Source organism: Spirillospora sp. NPDC048819 (genome assembly GCF_040650055.1).
Lineage (GTDB): Bacteria > Actinomycetota > Actinomycetes > Streptosporangiales > Streptosporangiaceae > Spirillospora.
The window spans coordinates 152,311-173,317 of record NZ_JBEZGN010000006.1 but is presented as its reverse complement, the minus strand read 5'-3'; the positions used below and the strand labels follow the sequence as shown (position 1 = coordinate 173,317).

At 70.3% G+C, this 21,007-nt stretch carries 19 protein-coding genes and 2 tRNA genes; 11 read left to right on the top strand and 10 right to left on the bottom strand.

Going from position 1 to position 21,007, the window contains the following annotated elements:
* The first annotated feature begins 48 nt into the window (after positions 1-48).
* The 7 genes from cydC to AB0C35_RS11550 all read left to right on the top strand — a co-directional run bounded on the left by cydC (position 49) and on the right by AB0C35_RS11550 (position 8,590).
* A complete protein-coding gene (gene cydC, locus AB0C35_RS11580) occupies positions 49-1,788 on the top strand; it encodes a thiol reductant ABC exporter subunit CydC (protein ID WP_358453385.1) in 1,740 nt (579 codons plus the stop codon).
* Positions 1,789-1,840: 52 nt separating this feature from the next.
* Positions 1,841-2,146 (top strand): hypothetical protein, encoded by a 306-nt coding sequence (locus AB0C35_RS11575; RefSeq protein WP_358453382.1) that lies wholly within the window; start codon positions 1,841-1,843, stop codon positions 2,144-2,146.
* Between the two features lie 257 nt (positions 2,147-2,403).
* A complete protein-coding gene (locus tag AB0C35_RS11570) occupies positions 2,404-2,628 on the top strand; it encodes a hypothetical protein (RefSeq protein ID WP_358453380.1) in 225 nt (74 codons plus the stop codon).
* 156 nt (positions 2,629-2,784) lie between these two features.
* A complete protein-coding gene (locus AB0C35_RS11565) occupies positions 2,785-4,887 on the top strand; it encodes an ATP-binding protein (RefSeq protein WP_358453377.1) in 2,103 nt (700 codons plus the stop codon).
* A 67-nt stretch (positions 4,888-4,954) separates the two neighbouring features.
* Entirely contained in the window at positions 4,955-6,334 is a 1,380-nt protein-coding gene (locus AB0C35_RS11560; RefSeq protein ID WP_358453374.1) for an FAD-binding monooxygenase, read from the top strand.
* A 37-nt stretch (positions 6,335-6,371) separates the two neighbouring features.
* On the top strand, positions 6,372-7,781 hold the full coding sequence (locus AB0C35_RS11555; RefSeq protein ID WP_358453372.1) for a hypothetical protein: 1,410 nt from the start codon (positions 6,372-6,374) through the stop codon (positions 7,779-7,781).
* Positions 7,778-8,590 (top strand): family 16 glycosylhydrolase, encoded by an 813-nt coding sequence (locus AB0C35_RS11550; RefSeq protein ID WP_358453370.1) that lies wholly within the window; start codon positions 7,778-7,780, stop codon positions 8,588-8,590. Before AB0C35_RS11555 ends, AB0C35_RS11550 begins: the two co-directional genes overlap by 4 nt.
* Before the next feature lie 387 nt (positions 8,591-8,977).
* Here the strand turns inward: AB0C35_RS11550 and AB0C35_RS11545 are convergent, their stop codons facing one another.
* From AB0C35_RS11545 to AB0C35_RS11530, 4 genes are all read right to left on the bottom strand, one after another.
* The gene (locus tag AB0C35_RS11545) at positions 8,978-9,370 is read right to left on the bottom strand and encodes a VOC family protein (RefSeq protein WP_358453367.1); all 393 of its coding nucleotides are present in this window, start codon (positions 9,368-9,370) and stop codon (positions 8,978-8,980) included.
* 208 nt (positions 9,371-9,578) lie between these two features.
* Positions 9,579-9,651: transfer RNA gene (locus AB0C35_RS11540), tRNA-Ala, on the bottom strand.
* Positions 9,652-9,667: 16 nt separating this feature from the next.
* Complete coding sequence (locus tag AB0C35_RS11535; RefSeq protein ID WP_358453365.1) at positions 9,668-10,384, bottom strand: HAD family hydrolase; 717 nt, start codon at positions 10,382-10,384, stop codon at positions 9,668-9,670.
* A gap of 23 nt (positions 10,385-10,407) precedes the next feature.
* Positions 10,408-10,527 (bottom strand): DLW-39 family protein, encoded by a 120-nt coding sequence (locus AB0C35_RS11530; RefSeq protein ID WP_358453362.1) that lies wholly within the window; start codon positions 10,525-10,527, stop codon positions 10,408-10,410.
* 231 nt (positions 10,528-10,758) lie between these two features.
* On the opposite strand from AB0C35_RS11530, the gene AB0C35_RS11525 reads away from it, so the two are divergent.
* Positions 10,759-10,968, top strand: coding sequence for a hypothetical protein (locus tag AB0C35_RS11525; RefSeq protein ID WP_358453359.1), 210 nt, complete (start codon positions 10,759-10,761; stop codon positions 10,966-10,968).
* A 17-nt stretch (positions 10,969-10,985) separates the two neighbouring features.
* A complete protein-coding gene (locus tag AB0C35_RS11520; protein WP_358453356.1) occupies positions 10,986-11,777 on the top strand; it encodes an SDR family NAD(P)-dependent oxidoreductase in 792 nt (263 codons plus the stop codon).
* Between the two features lie 264 nt (positions 11,778-12,041).
* On the opposite strand, the gene AB0C35_RS11515 is transcribed toward AB0C35_RS11520, so the two are convergent.
* The 3 genes from AB0C35_RS11515 to AB0C35_RS11505 form a co-directional block, all read right to left on the bottom strand.
* Positions 12,042-12,962, bottom strand: a complete 921-nt coding sequence (locus AB0C35_RS11515) for a DMT family transporter (protein ID WP_358453354.1) — start codon at positions 12,960-12,962, stop codon at positions 12,042-12,044.
* Between the two features lie 73 nt (positions 12,963-13,035).
* Positions 13,036-13,956: an AraC family transcriptional regulator gene (locus tag AB0C35_RS11510; RefSeq protein WP_358453351.1), complete on the bottom strand. Its 921-nt coding sequence runs from the start codon at positions 13,954-13,956 to the stop codon at positions 13,036-13,038.
* Positions 13,913-14,146 carry a hypothetical protein gene (locus tag AB0C35_RS11505; protein ID WP_358453348.1) on the bottom strand — a complete coding sequence of 78 codons (234 nt, stop codon included), beginning with the start codon at positions 14,144-14,146 and terminating at the stop codon, positions 13,913-13,915. The genes AB0C35_RS11510 and AB0C35_RS11505 overlap by 44 nt, the downstream gene beginning before the upstream one ends.
* A gap of 1,297 nt (positions 14,147-15,443) precedes the next feature.
* Here AB0C35_RS11505 and AB0C35_RS11500 point away from each other — a divergent pair.
* Positions 15,444-16,334, top strand: a complete 891-nt coding sequence (locus tag AB0C35_RS11500) for a dioxygenase (protein ID WP_358453345.1) — start codon at positions 15,444-15,446, stop codon at positions 16,332-16,334.
* Between the two features lie 169 nt (positions 16,335-16,503).
* Positions 16,504-16,785: a hypothetical protein gene (locus tag AB0C35_RS11495; RefSeq protein ID WP_358453342.1), complete on the top strand. Its 282-nt coding sequence runs from the start codon at positions 16,504-16,506 to the stop codon at positions 16,783-16,785.
* Positions 16,786-17,170: 385 nt separating this feature from the next.
* Here AB0C35_RS11495 and AB0C35_RS11490 read toward each other — a convergent pair.
* From AB0C35_RS11490 to gyrA, 3 genes are all read right to left on the bottom strand, one after another.
* A tRNA-Ile gene (locus AB0C35_RS11490) sits at positions 17,171-17,247 on the bottom strand.
* A gap of 67 nt (positions 17,248-17,314) precedes the next feature.
* The gene (locus AB0C35_RS11485; RefSeq protein ID WP_358453339.1) at positions 17,315-18,412 is read right to left on the bottom strand and encodes a DUF3566 domain-containing protein; all 1,098 of its coding nucleotides are present in this window, start codon (positions 18,410-18,412) and stop codon (positions 17,315-17,317) included.
* 42 nt (positions 18,413-18,454) lie between these two features.
* A complete protein-coding gene (gene gyrA / locus AB0C35_RS11480; RefSeq protein ID WP_358453336.1) occupies positions 18,455-20,959 on the bottom strand; it encodes a DNA gyrase subunit A in 2,505 nt (834 codons plus the stop codon).
* Positions 20,960-21,007: the final 48 nt, after the last annotated feature.

Below are 21,007 nucleotides of genomic sequence, written 5' to 3'. Positions count from 1 at the left end.
CATGAACGCCCCGGCAGACCGGGCGGCCCGACCCGTGGCGGTGGCGGCATGATTCTCCGGCTCCTCAGATTCGCCCGGCCGGCTCGCGGACGGCTCGTCATCGCCGTGGTGTTCGGGGTGCTGGCGCTGGGCAGCGGCGTCGGGCTCATGGCGACCTCGGCGTGGCTCATCTCGCGCGCCGCGCAGCATCCGCCGGTGCTGACGCTCATGGTCGCGATCGTGGCCGTCCGCGCGTTCGGGCTGGGACGCGGCGTGTTCCGCTACATCGAGCGCCTCGCCGGGCACGACGCGACGTTCCGGATCCTCGCCGATCTGCGCGCGCGCGTGTACGAACGGCTGGAACGGCTCACGCCCGGCGGGCTTCCCTCCTTCCGCGGCGGCGACCTCCTGAACCGGCTCGTCGCCGACGTCGACGCCGTCCAGGACCTCTTCCTCCGGGTCCTGCTGCCCTGCACGGTCGCCGCCGTCGTCGGTGGCGCTTCCGTCGGTATCGCCTGGGCGCTGCTCCCCTCGGCCGGGGCCGTCCTCCTGTTCGCGTTGCTGCTCGCAGGCGTCGTCGCACCCTGGTTGTCGGCCGCCATGGCACGGCGCGCCGAGCGGCAGACGACCGACCTGCGCGGCGAACTCACCTCCCACGTGGTCGACACCCTCCAGGGCGCACCCGAACTCATCGCCTACGGCGCCGCCCCCGCCCAACTCGCCGAAGCCACCCGGCTGGACGGCGATTTCACCCGCGCCACAGCGCGTTCCGCCGCCACCGCGGGCGCGGGAGCGGCCATCTCCGCCCTCGCCGGAGGCCTGGCCGTGTGGGGCGGCCTCGCCGTGGGAGTCCCGGCCGTCCGCTCCGGGACGCTCGACGGGGTGCTGCTCGCCGTGGTCGTCCTGCTGCCGCTGGCCGCGTTCGAGGTCGTGGCCGGGCTGCCCTTGGCCGCCCAGTACATGGAACGTGTCCGCCGTTCGGCCACGCGCATCTTCGCCGTCCTGGACAGCCCCGAACCTGTCAGCGACCCGGCCGACCCCACACCACCGCCTGCGGCCCCCTACACCCTCTCGGTGGAGAACCTGCGAGCCAGGTGGACGCCCACCGGACCGTACGCCCTCGACGGCATCTCCCTGGACCTGACGCCAGGCCGCCGCTGCGCGATCGTCGGGCCGAGCGGTTCCGGCAAGACGACGCTCACCGCCGTCCTCCTGCGCTTCCTGGAACCTGCCGGAGGCACGGCGACGCTCAACGGCGTGGACCTCCGCGCCCTCACCGGCGACGACGTCCGCCAGGTCATCGGTCTCTGCGCTCAGGACGCCCACCTGTTCGACTCGACGATCGGCGAGAACGTCCGCCTGGCCCGTCCCTCCGCCACCGACGCCGAGATCCGTGACGCCCTGCGCCGCGCACGTCTCCTCGACTGGGTCGACGCCCTGCCTCGGGGCCTCGACACCCACGTCGGCGAGCACGGCGCCCAGGTCTCCGGCGGCCAGCGCCAGCGCATCGCCCTGGCCCGCGCCCTCCTCGCCGACTTCCCGATCCTGCTGCTGGACGAACCCGCCGAGCACCTCGACGTCGCGACCGCCGACGCCCTCACCGCCGACCTCCTCACCGCCACCGAGGGCCGGACGACGCTGCTGGTCACCCACCGCCTCGCCGGCCTGGACGCCGTCGACGAGATCATCGTGCTCGACGAGGGCCGGGTCGCCGACCGCGGCACCCACGCCGACCTGCTCTCCCGCCCCGGCACCTACCGATCCCTATGGCGCCGCGACCCCACCCCCGAACCCGCCCGGCCGATCTAGATGCCGCTCAGCCCGCACAAGCCATCGTCATACGGCATGTTACGTTGGGGTCATGGCGAACATGAGGTTCAGCATTTCGGCGGATCCACAGGTTCACGCGGCGATCAAGATCCACGCCGAAGCCGCCGACATGGACGTCTCCGGCTACCTGGTCGCCGCCGCCACGGCTCAGATGGCCGCGGACGACGCGGCGGCGGCCGTGTTCGGACCATTGGACACCGACAACGCCGCGGCGCTGGATGAGGCGATCCAGCCATCCAGCCCGCCCGCGTTCGAGGAACTGACGTCCGAAGAGCAAGCGCAGGTCCGCAGGATCCTCTCCTCGGCACTCGGCTCGGGCAGCGCGGACGTCGCGTGAGCGCCCGTACCGTCGTATACGACGCCGGCATGCTGCTCGCAATGCTGAGCGGCGACAGGGTAGCTCTGGTACTCCACCATGGCCTGCGCACCGCGCCTCACAGGCCCGTCATCATCGGTCCGGTCCTGGCACAGGCATGGCGGCCCGACCCCAAGACCGTCCACGCGTTCAGTGGATTCCTTCGAGACTGCACCGTCCCCCAGGCGCGAGGTGCCGCAGCGCCTGTCCAGGGGAAGTACGCTGCGAATGCGGGGTGCGTGGCCTGCTCGAAGGCCACCACTCTGGACTCGTACAAGCGAGCCGGTGCGATGCTCGCCAAGGCGGTGCCCCCGGGTGGGAAGCGCCCTGACGCCGTGGACGCGCTCGTCGTGGTGACCGCCGCGCTGCACCTCCCCGCCCTCATCGTCACCAGCGACCCCGGGGACCTGGCCGCCTACGCCGCGACCCTCGACAACGCGGACATCGTCATCGAGCGCATCTGACCCGGGCCGCCGGCTTCCTCGGCGCCGCGCCGGTACAGCGGGGGGGCAGGCCGGTGAAGGCGAGGCCTTGCTGGACGAGACCATGGCCGACCCCGGCGGTGAACGGGAGGGCGGCTGACGCAGTCACCGGCGCCGCGCGTGGCTATCGTTGGCTGCGTGACGGGCGCGGGAAGGCCGCACGAGAAGACGCTCGGCGACGTGCTGGCGGGCAGGCGCCGGCGGACGTTCACCGGGCGGGCGTCCGAGATCGACCTGTTCCGGTCCGCGCTCGAAGCCACCGCCCCGATGTTCTCCGTGTGGCACGTCCACGGGCCCGGCGGGATCGGCAAGAGCAGCCTGCTCGACGCTGTGGGGCGGGTCGCCGCCGATGCGGGGGCGTGTGTCGTCCGGCTCGACGGGCGCGACCTCGACCCGTCGCCCGCCGCCGTGTGCGAGGCCCTGGGTGAGAAGCTGCTGATCCCGGCAGGGGACGCCCCCATCGGGGTGCGTGCGGGCACCGGACGCGTGGTGGTCCTGGTCGACGGCTACGAACTGCTCGGGCCGCTCGACGACTGGTTCAGGACCGGCCTGATTCCCCGGCTGCCGAACTCGGCGATCACCGTCCTGGCCGGGCGTGAGCCCCCGACCGCGGAGTGGCGGGCCGACGCGGCGTGGGGCGAGCTGCTCCGGGTCGTCTCGCTGCGCAACCTCGACCCGGACGACAGCCGCGCGTACCTGTCCGCGCGCGGCGTGGACGGGACGCTGCACCAGCCGATCCTGCGGGCGACGTACGGGCATCCGCTCGCGCTCTCCCTGGCGGCCGACATCGCCGTCCGCGGTGGTCATGTGGGTTCCGGTCCGCTGACGCCGGATGTGGTCGAGGCCCTTCTCCGGCGGTTCGTCGAGGCGGTCCCGAGCGAGCGGCACCGCCGCGCGCTGCAGGTGTGCGCGGTGGCGAGGACGACGACCGCGGCCCTGCTGCGCGACACCCTCGGACCGGACGACGACGACGCGCTTTTCGACTGGCTCCGCGAACTGTCGTTCGTCCAGGAGGGCCCGGACGGGCTGTTCCCGCACGACCTCGCCCGCGACGTCCTGGACGCCGACCTGCGCTGGCGCGACTTCGAGCGCTACCAGCGGATCTTCCGCGAGGTGTGCTCGCACAGCACGGCGCGGCTGCGGTCGACGACGGGACGGCTCCAGCAACGGGTGATCTTCGATCTCAAGTTCCTCTTCCGGCATCTGCGGACCGTCATGTCGCCGGTCGAATGGGACTCCTGGGGCGAGTGCTACCCCGATCGCGCCGGCCCCGGCGACCGGGCGGCGATCGTCGGCCTGGTCCGCGACCGGGAGGGGACGGAGTCGGCGGCGATCGCCGGGCGGTGGCTGGACCGGCAGCCGGAGGCCTTCTTCGTCATCCGCGGCCGCGACCGCGTGATCAGGGGGATGCTGGCCATCGTGGACCTGACCCGGGCGTCGGCCGCCGATCTCGACGGCGACCCGGGGGCACGCGCCGCGTGGGACTTCGCGCACCGGACCGCGCCGCCCCGGCCGGGGGAGGCGATCACCCAGTGCCGCTTCATCATCGACCGCGAGCGGTACCAGGACCCGTCGCCCACCCTGAACGCCACCCCGGTCCTCACCACGCAGCAGCAGCTGAGCACCCCGAACCTGGCCTGGGACTTCGTTACGCTCGCCGACCCCGACCGGTGGGACGACTACTTCGCCGCCGCCGGCCTCCCTCGGGCAGGGGGCGCCGATTTCACCGTGGGAGGCCGGGCTTTCGGACTGTTCGCGCACGACTTCCGGGCCGTCCCCATCGACGCGCTCACCGACCTGTGGGCCGAACGGGCCCTGGCGAACGACGCCGCCGTGCAGCGGCACGAGAACGCGCCCGCGCTTCTCGTCCTGAGCCACCCCGACTTCGTGGCCGCGGTCCGCCAGGCCTTGCGCGACCTCCGGCGCCCCGACCTGCTCGCCAGGAACCCCCTCGTCCGGACGCGGCTCGTCGCCGAAAGGTGCGCCGGCGGCGAGCCCGACGCGCCCACCCTCGAAACGGTGCTGCGCGAGGCCGTGGACGCGCTCGCGGAGCATCCACGCGACGACAAGCTGCACAGGGCCGTCGACCGGACGTACGTCCAGGCGTTCGCCACCCAGGAATCGGCGGCGTCCGCCCTCGGTCTTCCGTTCAGTACCTACCGCCGCCACCTCACCCAGGGCGTTTCGCGTGTCGTCTCCTGGCTGTGGGAGCGGGAACTGGGCCGAACCGAGCAGAAGTGAGCAATGACCGGCCTGGTGACCGGACAAAGGCCCATGGAAGCCTCCAGGCGAGACCGAGGAGGTTGCCATGAAGATCTTGGGAGACCGCGCCGTCGTCCTCGGCGGCAGCATCGCCGGGCTGCTCGCGGCCCGGGTCCTCGCCGACGCCTACGGCGAAGTCGTCGTCGTGGAACGGGACGAGCTCCCGGACGGCCCCGCGCACCGCCAGGGCGTGCCGCAGGGGCGGCACATCCACGCACTGCTCGCCCGCGGCCACTCGGCGCTGGAGGAACTCTTCGAGGGGCTCACCGCCGAACTCGCGGCGGACGGGGCACCGGCCGGTGACATGCTCGGCGACACACGGCTGTACTTCAACGGACACCGTTACCGGCCCGCGCCGTCGGGGCTGCCGATGCTGTGCGCGAGCCGCCCCATGCTCGAGGCGTCCATCCGGACGCGTGTCCGCGCGCTGCCCGGCGTGACCGTCCTCGACCGCTGCGACGTCTCCGGGCTGGTCGCGAGCCCCGGCGGCGGGACGGTGACCGGCGCCCGGGTGTTGCGCCGCATCGACGGCGCCGCCGAGGAGATCATTCCCGCCGACCTGGTCGTCGACGCCACGGGACGGGCCTCGCGGACGCCCCTGTGGCTCGACGCGCTCGGCCATCCGCGACCGCCCGTGGACGAGGTGCGCATCGGAGTCTGCTACACCAGCCGCACCTACCGCCCCGACTCCGGCGTCCTCAACGGCGACCTCGCGGTCATCATGGGCGCGACACCCGAGCATCCGCGCGGCGGCGCGCTGCTGGCCACCGAGGGCGGCGAGTTCCTGCTCACCCTCTACGGCGTCCTCGGCGACCGCCCGGCCACCGACCCCGAAGGCTTCGACGGCTTCGCCGCCGGCCTGCGCTTCCCGGACCTCCACCGGGTGATGCTGGGCTCCGAGCCGCTGACCGACGCCGTTTCGTTCCGCTTCCCCGCCAGCGTCCGCCACCGGTACGAGCGGCTGCCCAGGCTCCCCGACGGCCTGCTCGTCATCGGGGACGCGGTCTGCGCATTCAACCCCGTCTACGGCCAGGGCATGAGCGTGGCCGCGCTCGAAGCACTGGCTCTGCGCCGCCACCTCGGGCGGGGGACGGCACCGCGGCCGACGCGGTTCCAGCGCGACATCGGCCGGATCATCGACCCCGCCTGGACGACGTCCACCCAGGCCGACCTCGCCTACCAGGACACCCGGCGCCCAGCGCCGTCCCGGCTGATCGAGCGGTACATCGACCGCATCCACGCCGGCGCCACCCGGGACCCCGACCTCGGCCGCGCCTTCCTCCGGGTGGCGGGGCTGATCGACCCGCCGCCGGCGCTGATGCGTCCGTCGACGGCCACCCGCGTGCTCCGGCACGCCCTGCGCCGCGGCCCGGCCGGTGATGAAAAAGCTGAAAGCTCACTGGTCCCACCAAAGGGATCTTCTTAGGCTCCAGGGGGTCGAGACGAACTCCGAAGGGCCGTCCATGCCCGAATCGCCCCCCGCCGCCCACGACCGGACGCCCATCGACCGAAGGAAGTTCTTCGGCGTGACCGCAGGGGCCGCCGCGGCGTCCACCCTCCTGAACCCCGCCGAGGCACGCGCCGACGCACCCGAACCCGCGCTCATGCCCGGGGGAGGCCGCCACCGGCACCGCCGCGTACGGTTCGGCGTGAACTACGTGCCGAGCAAGAACTGGTGGTTCTCCTGGTCGGACTGGGACCGCACGTCCATCGCGGCCGACCTCGACGACATCGCGTCCCTCGGCATGGACCACATCCGGATCATGCTGGTCTGGTCGGAACTCCAGCCGAACGCCACCTATGTGCGCGGTGAGCAGCTCGACCGGCTGGAGGAACTGCTCGACCTCGCCGACCGGCGGCACCTGGACGTGGAGGTGACCGTCTTCATCGGCGCGGTCAGCGGCGTCCTGTTCGTGCCGCCGTTCCTCGTCGGCAACGGCGACGGCCAGATCCGCAACGTGCTCACCGACCCGGTCGCGATCGAACGGGAGCAATGGCTGCTCGGCCGGATCGCCGAACGAATCGGACGGCACCGCAGGTTCATGGGATTCGACCTGTCCAACGAGATCCACTGGTACGCGATCCCCCTCGGCATGGACGCCACCCCCGAACAGGGCGACGCCTGGCACACCGCCCTGTTCGACACCTGCGAGAAGGTCGCGCCGGGGAAGATCCACGTGTCGGGCATCGACCACTGGCCGTGGCAGAACGACGCCTACTGGACGCGGCACGGGCTCGCCACGTCGGGGACGATGACCGCCAATCACACCTGGGCCGGATGGACGCGGGTGATCCAGCGGTACGGGGCACTGTCGACGTCGTCCACGCACTACTCCGAGTTCTTCATCGAACTGATCAAGGCCTTCCACACGGACCTGCGGAGGAAGGTGTGGATCGAGGAGACCGGCGTCTCGACCGTATGGATGGACGCCGCCGACATCCCGCCCTGGACCGAACGGTCGATCCGCGCGATGGCGGACTGCGCCGGCCTCTTCGGCGTCACCTGGTGGGACTCGCACGATCTGAACCCGAAGCTCAGCGGATACGTCGACCTCGAATACGACCTCGGCCTGTTCACCAACGACCGCAGGCTCAAGCCGATCGGCAGGACGATCCGCAGGCTCATCGCCGAATACGACGCCCACCCGCCGGTGCCGCGGCCGCGCGACACCGCGCTCGTCCTGCCGGACGACATGATCCCGGTGGCCGACTTCAGCGCGTTCTTCGACCCGTTCATGAAGCTCGTCGACGAGGGGACGCGGCCCGCCGTCGTCCTCCAGAGCCGCACCGCGGACACCGCCTACCTCGCGGCCCGCGGCATCGAGCACCTGATCACCCTCGACCAGACGACCACGGGACCGCGGAGGCGATGACCATGACTCCCACCCGGCGAAGCCTCCTCATCGCCGGCGGCGCCGGAGCGGCCGCCGCCGCGCTCGGCCTCACCAGACCCGCCGCGGCCGCGACATGGGAGACGGTGATCGACGGCTCGCTCGCGAGCTATCCGACGCTGGAGGCGGCCTGGAACCACCGCTATCCCTGGGGCTCTGACCACAACGGCAGCGCCCGGATGTACGGCAGCGCCTCCGACCGCAACCACGTCTACCTGGCAAGCCCCGGAGTGCTGACGATCAAGGCGACCCGCATCACCTGGGACGAGGGGAACAGCTCCGCCGACCCGCACCTGCCGATCCGGTACCACTCCGGCGCCGTCCACGCCAAGCAGCACGTGCTGGTCAATGACCAGTTCCCCAACTGGGAGGTGAAGGGAGAGTTCCAGGCACCGTCGGCACGGGGCACGTGGCCCGCGTTCTGGCTGACCGGCGCCGACTCCTGGCCGCCGGAGAGCGACATCCTGGAGTACAAGGGCGACGCGCGCAACTGGTTCAACACGTACCGGAACGCGTCCGGCGGGTGGTCCAGCACCATCGTCAACGTCTCGAACCCCGGCGCTTGGCACGGCTACCGCGCCTGGATCACCAAGGTCAACGCGACCGACGTCGACATCCACTACTACCTGGACGGCTCATGGGTCGGCCGCCACCGCGGCGCGAACTTCGTCGGCCACCCGATGTGGATCATCATCAACCTGCAGATGGAGGGCTCGTCGGGATCCCCCGGCCCGACGACCGACACCTACTACAGGGCCCGCAACCTCTACGTCGGCCGCTCCCGAGTCTGACGGCGTCTGACAAGCCGGCCCGCGCCCATAGTCATCGGTCACGGCGACGCCGCGCTTCGTCCGTCCAAGACAAATCGGCTCCGCCGTGTCCTTGCGAGCCTCTGTCCCATGCGCGCATGTCGCGACGGTTCTCCCGAGTCTCGGCCGTCAATGCCGCACCGTCTCGCAGCCGATGCCCCCGCCGGCGGAGACGCCAGTCGAAAACCACGCCGTAAGCGAGCAGAAGGGCCAAGAATCCGAGGACGAGCCACCACATGCGATCAGCCTCGCTCCCCAAGTCAAGGCCGACAAGGGAGAATTACACATGCCGCTCCAGCAGTTTCCTGGTTGAGACCAGGCCCCGCTCCCCGGCCTCAGAGGCCACCGCCGCAGGCATGCTCGTGTCCATCAAGCCGAACCGAGCAGATCCCAACGGTTGCCGGCGACATCGAGGAACACGGCGACACGCCCATAGGCCTCCGTGCGCGGCAAGGACACGAAGTCGACGCCGGCGCCCAACATGCGTTCATAGGCGGCATCGAAATCGTCCACTTGAAGAAAGAACCCAACGCGCCCGGCGACCTGGTTTCCCACGGCGCCGGTCTGGCGCTCGCCATCCGCACGAGCCAGCAAGACACCGGTCTCCGCGCCCGGCGGCCGCACGACGACCCACCGTTTCGGCCGGCCGTCGTTGGTCAGTGACGGCGAGTCCTCGACCAGGTCGAATCCCAGTGCGGCGGTGAAGAACTCGATGGCTTGATCGTAGTCGTCCACAACGATCGTGATCAGACCAAGTCGCACCCGCACGAGACTAGCCCGCAGAAACCTGTCGCTCAGTGCGGCACTGCCAGGCCCTGTAGCCGACTGGTCGGGGCAGACCGGTGGCCGTGCGCGAACCCCCTTGATCACCTTGGGAGCGGGCACGCAACGGGCACGGAAGCGGAAGAAGAGGTCGTGAGAGGCGGGAGCCCAGATCGGAAGTTCGGTTCTGACCTGGGCTTCTGGTGGGTGGAGCCTAGGGGATTCGAACCCCTGACACCTGGCTTGCAAAGCCAGTGCTCTACCAACTGAGCTAAGGCCCCGTGCGGCGGCACAAGCCTACCTGTGGTCGGCGGTCACCGCGTCACCGACGGGGGCCGGGAGAATGAGGTCGGGGAGGGCGGCCACGCTGGGGAGGATGTGGGTCGCGCCGGCGGTGAGAAGGCGGTCCCGGTCGTGGGCGCCGGTGAGGACGCCGGCGACGATGGACGCGCCGGATCGGCGGCCGGACAGCATGCCGGCGGCGGTGCCGCCACAGACGGCGATATTGCGGACGTCGTCCGCGCCGAGGCGCAAGGCGGCGGTGAGGACGATGTCGGGCCACGGGCGGCCGCGGGGGACGTCTTCGGGGCAGAGCGTCAGGTCGACGCGGTCCCACCAGCCGAGGGCGTCGAGGACGCGGGCCTGCGTGCTGCGGCCGAAACCGGTGAGCAGGCAGACGCCGATGCCGGCGGTCCGGATGCGTTCGAGGGCACGGTCGGCGCCGGGCACGGGCTTCAGGCCGTGCCGGTCGACGTGTTGGCCGTAGGAACGCTCGAACGCGAGGTTCGCGGCCCGGGCGCGGGGCTCGTCGAAGAGCGATCGGAAAATGCCGATCTTCGATTCGCCGCGCGAATCGTGGAAGCGTGCCAGGGCACGCCCATGCGCCGCCGTGCCGGAGACGATCCCCAGGGCGGCGATCGCCTCGGCGAAGGCGGCGGCGATGATGTCGCCGTCCGCGACAGTGGTCCCGGCGAGATCGAGGCAGGCGACGGTGATCGGGTCTGCTTCGTTCACGCCGGGGCCTTATCGCCGGCGTCTCAGCTGTCGGACGACGTGGCCTCGTTCCACAGGTCCAGCTCGGCACGATCCTGCTGCAGCCGGCGCCAGACAGCGAAGCCACCGAGAGCGACAACGGCGAGAATGAGCAGCTTCTTCACGGTGGGACCCCTTCACCTCGACTATGAAGTCAAAACCCGGGATTCGTTCGCATCAGCGTCTGCTTCCCAGGCTCCTCGCAGCCTAGCAATCGTTCATGGTCGATCCGCACCCCCACTCCGTTATCGGACCCGCCGTCCAATCCCCGGTGCGGGTGCTGTCACGTCCGCGCCATCTCGCCGGGACGGCCGGGCGGCCGCATAATCCGGAGGGACGACCCTTCGGGAGAACCGATGGCGGAGGACGACTTCCGGCGCTGGGAACGCGAGTTCGACTCGGGCGCGCCGGAGGAGGAGCCGTCCGGGGGCCGTGGAATGGTGCTGGCCGCGGGTGTCACCGCGACGGGATGTGCCGCCATGATCGCGATGGGTGAGGTGTCGCTGGGCACGGCCGGGCTGGTGCTCTCGTCGATCATTCTGCTGCTGTGGCGGATCGGGATGTGATCCGCAATGATCTCGCCATGGAGCTGCGTGGAGCGAACGTCCTGGTGACCGGAGCGACCGGCGGGATCGGCCGGGCACTGGCGACGGCGCTGGCCGAACGCGGCGGGCAGGTCGTCCTGACGGGACGCCGGGCGGAGGTGCTGGAACCGCTTGCCGAGCGGCTCGGCGGCCGGTCCATCGTGGCTGACCTGGCGGATCGCGCGGCGGCCGAGCGGCTGCTGGACGAGGCGGGCCGGGTGGACGTGCTCGTGGCGAACGCGGCGCTGCCGGCGTCCGGGCTGCTGGACGAGTACTCGATCGACGAGATCGACCGGGCGCTGGACGTCAACCTGCGCGCACCGATCGTGATGGCGAAGCTCGCCGGCGCGCGAATGGCCGATCGTGGCCGCGGGCATCTGGTGTTCGTGTCGTCACTGGCCGGGAAGACCGCGTCCGGCCACGCGTCGCTCTACAACGCGACGAAGTTCGGCATGCGGGGGTTCGCGCTGGCCCTGCGCGAAGATCTGCGGCCGCACGGCGTCGGCGTGTCGACGGTGTTCCCGGGGTTCATCCGGGACGCGGGCATGTTCGCCGATGCCGGGGTCACGCTGCCCAAGGGTGTCGGGACGAAGTCGCCGCGGGACGTGGCGCGGTCGACCGTCCGGGCCATCGAGAGGAACATCGCCGAGATCGACGTGGCGCCGCTCGGGCTGCGGCTCGGAGCAAGGCTGGGCGGGGTAGCACCCGTCCTCTCCGCTGCCGTCCAGCGGCGGGCGGGCGGGTCCCGCGTCTCCCGCGGCCTTGCCGACGGACAGCGCGGCAAACGCTAGCGAACGCCCCGGCCCGCACGTGGCGTCCGAGGCCGTTCGCCTCTTGATCAGCGCAGCGGCGAACGACGCACGCCCCCCACCGAACGGCGTCCACCGAACGACGCGCGACGTCCCCCGAACGGCGCGCAGGATCCAAGGGACAAGGCACAGCACCCACCGAACGACGCGCGGCATCCACCGAACAGGGCGCGGCATCCACCAATCGGGGCGCGGCATCCACCGGACGGGGCGGCAGGGGCTCGCTGCCTGTGCCTGGCCGTGTCGCTAAGCCCGCGCATCCTGGGCGTCGGCGGAGGCATCGTCGACCGGAGCCGCCGCCTGCGCGGGCGTTGAGGTCCGGCGCACGGTCGCGAGGACGGAACCGCCGAGGATCAGCAGGAACGACGCCATGATCGTCCCGGTGAGGGGTTCGCTGAGGAACACCACGCCGGCGGCGACCGCGACGGCCGGGTTCACGTAGGTGAACACCATCCCCCTGGACGTGCCGACTTCCCGGATGAGCTCGAAGAACACGATGAACGCGAGCGCCGTGCACACCAGGCCGAGGCCGATGAGTGCGGCCAGAACCTGCCCGCTCGGCATCGACTCCGGCCAGGTGTAGATCGCCGGTCCCGTGTAGACGAGGGCGGCGATGGCGAGCGCGTACGCGGCCAGGTGCAGGCTCGGGACGTCCTGGAGGCGCTTCATGGCGATCATCGGTGCGATCGAGTATCCGAGCACGACCAGCATGACCTCGCCGACCGCCCATGCGCTGCCGCCGCCGAGGTGCGGCGCGGCGAGCACGCCGACGCCGGCCAGCCCGACCAGCAGCCCCGCCCAGCGCGCCGGGCCGAGCCGCTCGGCGTCGCCGGTGAGCCTGGCCAGCACGACTCCGACGATCGGGACGGCGGCGATCAGCAGTCCCGTCATGGAACTGGTCAGCCGGTTCTCGGCGTCCGACAGCAGCGCCCAGGGGCCGAGGATCTCCACCGCCGTGAACGCCAGCAGCGGACGCCAGTGGCGGCGGACCACGTCGAACTGCCCGCCCCGGATCGCCAGCGGCAGCAGCACGGCCGCGCCGAGCGCGGTCCGCGCGAACACCACCATGGGCACCGAGACGCCCTCGACCGCCACCTTGATCATCAGATAGGGGATGCCCCACAGCACACCCATCAGCACGAACAGCATCCAGCCACGCCGGCTCATGCCCGACCTCCGTTCCCCTCCACCCGCCGCACGCGACCCCGTCGCCCGTGACATGCGGCCGGGTCAGACGAGTTCAGAATGCGCGGTGGCGGGGCGCAGTGTCTTGAACGCTGTTGCGGTACGCGCCCGGTGTGACGCCCACGACACGCCGGAACCAGCGTGTGAGGTGCGCCTGGTCGGCGAACCCGACGAGCGTCGCGGCCTCCGCCGGGCGGTGCCCGGCGTCCAGCAGGGCACGGGCCCGGGTCACCCGGTGTTGCGCGAGCCACGCGTACGGCGGCATGCCGACGACATCGCTGAAGGCGCGCAGCAACTGGTAGCGCGAAAGCTCCAGGTCGGCGGCGACCTCCGCGAGGGTCGGCGGGGCGATCAGCTCGTCCGACAGGCGGGTCGCGACGGCCCGTGCGATGCGTCCGGTGTCGGCTCGGCGGCGCCCGTCCGGAACGGTCTTCGGGCCCGCCCCCGCGTGCCGCCGGACGAGCGCGCCGAGCACTCCGAGCAGGCGCGACTCGCCCTCCAGCGGGTCCTCGCCGAGTCGCAGGGCGTGGTGGGCGAGGCGCAGCGCCTCGCCGAGCCGCCGATCGTCGATGATCGGATCCCGGAAGTGCGGCCGCGCCTGCGTCGGGCCCGCGTCGGCCGTCAGCGCGGCGCCCAGCAGCTCGGCGTCCGGGTAGAAGCACAGGTAGGCGAAGCCTTCGGGACGGGCCGGGCCGCCGGTGTGCGCCTCTCCCGGTTCGATCACGACGACGCTGCCTGCACCGGAGTAGATCTTCTCGCCGCGGTAGCGCATGGTCTCCAGACCGTCGACCGTGACGCCGATGGCGTACTCGTCGTGGATGTGCGGCGCGTAGTGCCGGCGTCCGATCCGGGCCGTCAGCAGGTCGAGCGAGGTCCCCTGAATGCCGTCGACCCGCGTCCAGAGGGTCCGGTCGACGATGGAGGCCGCGTCGTCAGGCGGAGAAGACGTGCCGGAGACGCCAACGATCCTCGTCACGGCCGAGCTCCGCGACGGCCACTCCCTCGGCGCCCGTGACGCGGACCCTGTAGACCCGGCCCTCTTGGGCGGTCCCATAGGTCTTCAGCACCTCGTCGACCGCGTAGCGCGATCCCCGCCACACGTACGCGGTGAGCCGTCCCGCCGGGTCGTGCTCGGCGCGGACCGGCTCGTTCAGCAAGTGCCCCATTCCGCGAGCGTAGCATGCATTCGAACTGGTGTTCGCAGGCCAGGAGGGGTCTAAGGACCTCCGGGACGGTGGCCCCGGGCCATCGTAGGCGCCCCCGCCCGCACGCCGCCGGGCGTGGCGCGGCACTCGACCTCATGCCGATATTCAGCCGGAACGTGTCGCCCATGTACAGACCAACGGAGAACTCCACCTCCCTTCATCCCACTGCCGCCGGCAAAGTGCCGTCGGGGGGCGCGCCACCGCCCTCATATGGAGGCAGACGGCACTGCCGGCCACCCCGCCAGGGCTTTATCCACAGGCTGGGGACACCATCCGCACACACCTCCCTCCCCTTGCCGACAGGCGCTCCGGAAGGCCCCGTCCACAGGGAGATCCCCAGAACAGCAGGCCTTTCCACGGTTCGAGCGCCATCGTGGACGCCATCACCCTCAGCATCCACGCGGCCGGGCGGTGACACAGGGAATCCACAACCTGTGGATAACCGATGTGCACACCCTGGGTACGGCCGACGGTTCCGGCGTCCACCATTCTTCCCCAGCCCGCCCCCAACCTCGGCGTCCAGTTGTCCACGTCGTGGAAAAGCCGCTGACCAGCAACGAAGGCGCCCTGGGCGAGTCGTTTCCCACAGCCCGTTCACACCCTGTGGGCAATCCGCCTCCACAACCCGGCGCCACCAGTGGACAACGCTGCCCACCGTGAATCCCCAGGCACGTCCCCAAGCCGCACACCGACTCTCGCCTGCAACCCGCGCCGCCGCCCCCCGTCCCGTGAGCGCGACGTGCGCAAGCGAACCAACGGAAATCGGACACCCAACGTCGCGCGGCCAGCGCTCACGTCCAGAACAACGACGACGAGCACGACTATGGCCAGTGCCAGAACAACCGAGCACCCAGCCAGCACGGCACCCCTCACCCCGAGGACAAGGACCGTGCACCGAGTGGCCCAGATCCGCACCTCGGCGCCGCACGCCCCACCCGCACGCCCCACCCGCACGAGCTGCCGCAGCGACTGGTCGGCGAATCCCATCCGCAACCAGTTGTCATCGCCTCCGACGACCGCCGGCTGCATGCCGGCGCCCCACACCGCCGTCCACCACCGGGACGGGGGGACGCGTCGTTCAGCCGTGCGGAGATCGCGCCGGGAGAGGATGATGTGTGCGTGATCGCAGCCACCGCGGCCGCGGTGACCACGGTGGCCCAGATCGATCTTCATGGCGCGGGTGGGGAGATGCGGCGGGGTACCCGACCAGTCTTGAGGCAGAGCAGGCCATACCTTAGGACAGAGTTATCCACAGCTTGTGGACGATGAGGCGGAGGCGATCCCCGTGGACTTCAATGAACACACCGCCACCCAGGCCGTCCAGGACGGTTTCGGCAAGACCCCCGACCCGCGCCTCCACGAGATCCTGACCGCCCTGACCCGCCACCTGCACGACTTCGTCCGCGAGACCAGGCCGTCCATCCAGGAGTGGGAGCAGGCGATTCAGTTCCTCACCGCCGTGGGCCAAACCTGTACCGACACACGACAAGAGTTCGTACTGCTCTCCGACGTTCTGGGGGTCTCGATGCTGGTGGAGACGCTCAACGAACGTGAAGGCGGAACAGAGAGCACCGTCCTGGGCCCATTCCACATGGTCGATTCGCCCCCACGCGCGCTTGGCGACAGCATCGACCTGGTCGGCGAAGCGGAACCCTGCGTGGTTTCAGGACGCGTCCTAGACACCGACGGGGCGCCGCTGCCCGACGCGAAGGTCGACGTGTGGCAGTGCAACGAGCAAGGGTTCTACGACGTCCAGCAGCCCGGCGTCCAGCCGTCCGGCAATGGCCGTGGGCTTTTCCACACCGACACCGAAGGACGATTCCGGTTCCGGACCGTTGTCCCCAGCCATTACCCGATTCCAACAGACGGGCCCGTCGGACGCCTCCTGGAGGCCACCGGACGCCATCCCTACCGCCCCGCGCACATCCACTTCATCGTCCAGGCGGACGGCCACACGCCGCTGACCACCCACGTGTTCGTGGCGGGAAGCCCCTATCTCGACTCCGACGCGGTCTTCGCGGTCAAACAGAGCCTCGTCGTCGACTTCACCGAGTCTGACGACGAGGAGGAGGCCGCGCGGCACGCCGTCCAGGCGCCCTTCCGCCACGCGGAGTTCGACCTGGTCCTGAACAGAGAACCGACCCGATAACAACCCCTACCTGTCAGAGCAACTCAGGCCGGCGTTCCACGACCCCACTATCCACAACCTGTGGAAAAGCACCCCCTATCTCGGGATAACCCCGTCCTGACCTGCACAGCCGCCGGCCCGCCACCACACGCCCGGCCTGTACTCAACGACCACGGCCATACTGGCGATCGTGGACCGCTACGAAGGATCAGCCCGGCTGGAGTGGTGGGCGAACAGGCACACATGTCTCGGCTCAATCGAAGTGCGCGTCCTCGTCGTCAATGACAGTTCCGGCTGGCGCGCCACCGCCGCCTTCACCTCGCCGCTGATCGCAGAGGACCGTGAAGCCTGGACGTTCCTCAAAGACCTGTCCCCCTATTTCACCTTGAGGTTCGAAGACGACGAGCACGCGACGATCGAGGTGCGCGTGGACGAACCACAACAAGGCGAACTCACTCTTACGGCCGTATAAACCGGCCTCCAGCCGGGGGCGAAGGTGAACCCGCCCCTGGACGAACGCCCTCACCCCGGCACTGGTCTGTGGGGCTCCGATCGGGGGACGGCGGCAGACCTCCCGGCTAGCCGCCTCGGTGGAGCAGCCATCCCCCCGGCTACGCCGGCAGTCATCAGGATGATCGCCTGGAACGGCGGGTCAAGGTAGGCGACACTGATCGTGGCGCTGGCAACGAGGGTGAGGATGATCTTGATCGCCAGTGACGGGCGCCCTGCCAAGCGCCGGAGGACGTCGCTCGGCCGAGTGGCCGGGGTCCTATTCGGCAACTCGGAGAGATAAGGGCCGTTGCCGTCACGGTCGGCGTCAAAAGACCCCCGTCGGTACCCGGCGGGGGTCTGTGAGGTGGTGGGCCTAGGAGGACTTGAACCTCCGGCCTCATCCTTATCAGGGATGCGCTCTAACCGACTGAGCTATAGGCCCGGGTTGTGCCGCTGGTCTGGCGGCGCAACGAGAGGTTACCCCATCTGGCGCGGCAACCGGAAATCGATTACTCGGCCTCCTTGAGGGTCACCTCGACGCCGCCGACGAGGTCGGCGGCGAGGTTGTAGATGACGGAGCCGACGGTGGACAGGGCGGTGATGAGCAGCACGTTCAGGGCACCGACGAGGACGGTGTAGCCGAAGATGCGGAAGAAGGAGAACCAGTTGCCGGCGTCGACGCTTCCGGTGGTCTCGCCCTGCTCCCTGGTGAGGCTGTTGATCGTGTCGCTGATGGCGTCGAAGACGCCGAGACCGGCCAGGATCGCGTAGAGGACGATGACGGCGACGAGGAGGATGACGAAGCAGACGACGGACATGACGAAGCTGAACTTCATCACCGACCACGGTTCGAGCCGGGCGAGCTGAAGCTGGGCCTTGCGCGCCGGCTTGCCAGTGGTGGCGGGCTTGGACGAGGTGTTCGCGGGCGCCGCGGACGGGGACGGGCGGTTCTTGAGGACGGTGCTCGCGAAGCTCGGGCGGTTCGACCGGCCGGAGCCGCCCTGGCGGGCGCCGGACGAGTTGCCCGCGGCGGGTGACGGGCTACCCGCGGCGGGTGAAGGGCTGCCCGCGTTGAACGGTTTGGGGGGCTGTTCCGTACGGCCCGTGGAGACCGAACCGGACGGCTCGGCGGGCTTGGCCCAGCCCGTCGGGCCGGAGCCCGAACCCGAAGCCCGGCCTGACGCCGAAGCGGAGCGGGCCGGGGTGGTTTCCGCGGGGGCGGCCGGGGCGGGGGCCTTCGGGGCCGCCGGCTTCTCCGGGGGGCTCGCCGGCTTGGCGTCCTTGGACTTGGGCGGTTCGGTGGTGTCCTTGACCGGGGCGATCTCCGACGAGGCGGCGCTCTTCGCCGGCTCGTCCTTGAGGGAGGCCATGTCGGTCCTGGTCTCCTCGGTGCCGGACGCCGCCGCGTCCGAGTCCGTGGCGGACTCGGACGCGGCGGTGTCGGTGTCGGGGGAGTCGATTTCGACGGTCGTCTCGTCCCGGCTCGACTTGGCGGACGCGGCGGCCACGGTCTTACCGGGCTTGGCCCCGGGCTTCTTGCCGGCGCCGTCCGCGCCGGCCCCACCGGCGCCGGGCCCGCCCTTGCTCTTGCCGGGCTCGGTGCTCACGTGTCCTCCTGGCCTATCGGCTCGGTGCCGGGGCGGGGTCCGTCATTCACCGTCGCCCCCCTCGGCGTCGTCTGAGTCCTCCATGGACTCTACGTTCCTCGCGATGGCCACCACGCTGTCCCCGTCCGCGAGGTTCATCAGGCGGACGCCCATGGTCTGCCTGCCGGACTGCTTGATCTCCGCGGCGGTGGTGCGGATGACGCCGCCGTTCGACGTCATCGCGAACACCTCGTCGTCCGGGCCCACCATGAGGGCCCCTACCAACATCCCCCGCGATTCAACGATCTTAGCGGTGAGGACACCCTTACCCCCACGACCTTGGAGCGGATACTGGTCGACCGGGGTCCGCTTGGCGTAACCGCCCTGGGTGGCGACCAGGACGTCGTGGGAGGTGTCCTGCACGACGAGCATGTTGAGGACTTCCTGGCTCTCCTCGAAACGCATGCCGATGACGCCGGACGTCGCGCGTCCCATCGGGCGCAGCGACTCGTCGTCGGCGCGGAAGCGGATCGCCTGGGCGCCGGTGGAGACCATCAGCAGGTTGTCGTCGGACGACACGAGCCGCGCGGCGATGACCTCGTCGTCCTCGATCAGGTTGATCGCGATGATGCCGCCGGTGCGGGGCGAGTCGAAGTCCTGCAGCGCGGTCTTCTTGACGCGGCCCTTCTTGGTGCCGAGCACCAGGTAGGGGGCCACGTCGTAGTCGCGCAGGGTCATGACCTGGGCGATGTGCTCGTCGGGCTGGAAGGCCAGCAGGTTCGCGACGTGCTGGCCGCGCGAGTCGCGGCCGGCGTCGGGCAGTTCGTAGGCCTTCGCGCGGTAGACGCGGCCCTTGTTGGTGAAGAACAGGATCCAGTTGTGCGTCGAGGTGACGAAGAACTGGTCGACGATGTCGTCCTGCTTGAGCTGCGCGCCGCGGACGCCCTTGCCGCCGCGCCGCTGCGCCCGGTACAGGTCGGTCTTGGTGCGCTTGGCGTAGCCGCCGCGGGTGATGGTGACGACGACGCCCTCTTCGGCGATGAGGTCCTCGTACGACACGTCCCCGTCGAACGGGACGATCTCGGTGCGCCGCTCGTCGCCGTACTTCTCGACGATGGGGGCGAGCTCGTCGCCGACGATCTGGCGCTGCCGCTCGGGCGAGGCCAGGATGTCGTTGTAGTCGGCGATCTCCGCCATGAGCTTGTCGTACTCGTCGGTGATCTGCTGGCGTTCCAGGGCGGCGAGCTTGCGCAGCTGCATGTCGAGGATGGCCTGCGCCTGGATCTCGTCGATCTCCAGGAGGCCCATCAGGCCCTGCTGCGCCTCCGACGCGGACGGCGAGCGGCGGATGAGCGCGATGACCTCGTCGATGCGGTCGAGGGCCTTCAGGAGGGCGCGCAGGATGTGGGCGCGTTCCTCGGCCTTGCGGAGCAGGAACCGGGTGCGGCGGACGATGACGTCGATCTGGTGGGTGACCCAGTGCCGGACGAACTGGTCGATGCGCAGGGTGCGCGGCACACCGTCGACGAGCGCGAGCATGTTCGCGCCGAACGTCTCCTGCAGCTGGGTGTGCTTGTACAGGTTGTTCAGGACGATCTTGGCGACGGCGTCCCGCTTGAGGACGATGACGAGGCGCTGCCCCGTCCGGCCGGACGTCTCGTCGCGGACGTCGGCGATGCCGTCGAGCTTCCCGTCCTTCACCCCGTCGGCGATCTTGAGCGCGAGGTTGTCCGGGTTGACCTGGTAGGGCAGTTCGGTGACGACGAGGCAGGTGCGGCCCTGGATCTCCTCGACCTCGATGACGGCCCGCATGGTGATGGAGCCGCGGCCGGTGCGGTAGGCGTCCTCGATGCCCTTGCGGCCGACGATCAGCCCGGCGGTCGGGAAGTCTGGGCCCTTGATCCGCTCGATCAGCGCCTCGAGCAGCTCGTCGTCGGAGGCGCCGTAGTTGTCCAGGTACCACCGGACGCCGTCGGCGACCTCGCGCAGGTTGTGCGGCGGGATGTTGGTCGCCATCCCGACGGCGATGCCGGCGGACCCGTTGACCAGCAGGTTCGGGTACCGGGACGGGAGGACGTCCGGTTCCTGCGAACGGCCGTCGTAGTTGGGGGAGAAGTCGACGGTCTCCTTGTCGATGTCGCGCAGAAGCTCCATCGCAAGGGGCGCCATGCGGCACTCGGTGTACCGCATGGCCGCGGCGGGGTCGTTGCCGCGCGAGCCGAAGTTTCCGTTGCCGTCAACCAGCGGGTACCGCATCGACCACGGCTGAGCCAGCCGGACGAGCGCGTCGTAGATGGCGGAGTCGCCGTGCGGGTGGTAGTTCCCCATGACGTCGCCGACGACGCGGGCGCACTTGAAGTAGCCGCGGTCGGGCCGGTAGCCGCCGTCGTACATGGCGTAGAGGACGCGGCGGTGGACGGGTTTGAGGCCGTCGCGTACCTCGGGCAGCGCGCGCGCGACGATGACCGACATCGCGTAGTCGAGATAGCTCTTCTGCATCTCGACCTGGATGTCGACCGGTTCGATCCGTTCGCCTGGGTGGCCGCCCTCTGTGGTCACGTCCGTCACTCTCAAAACCTTTTCTGCTCGATGGGATGCACGTACGGTCGCCTCTGG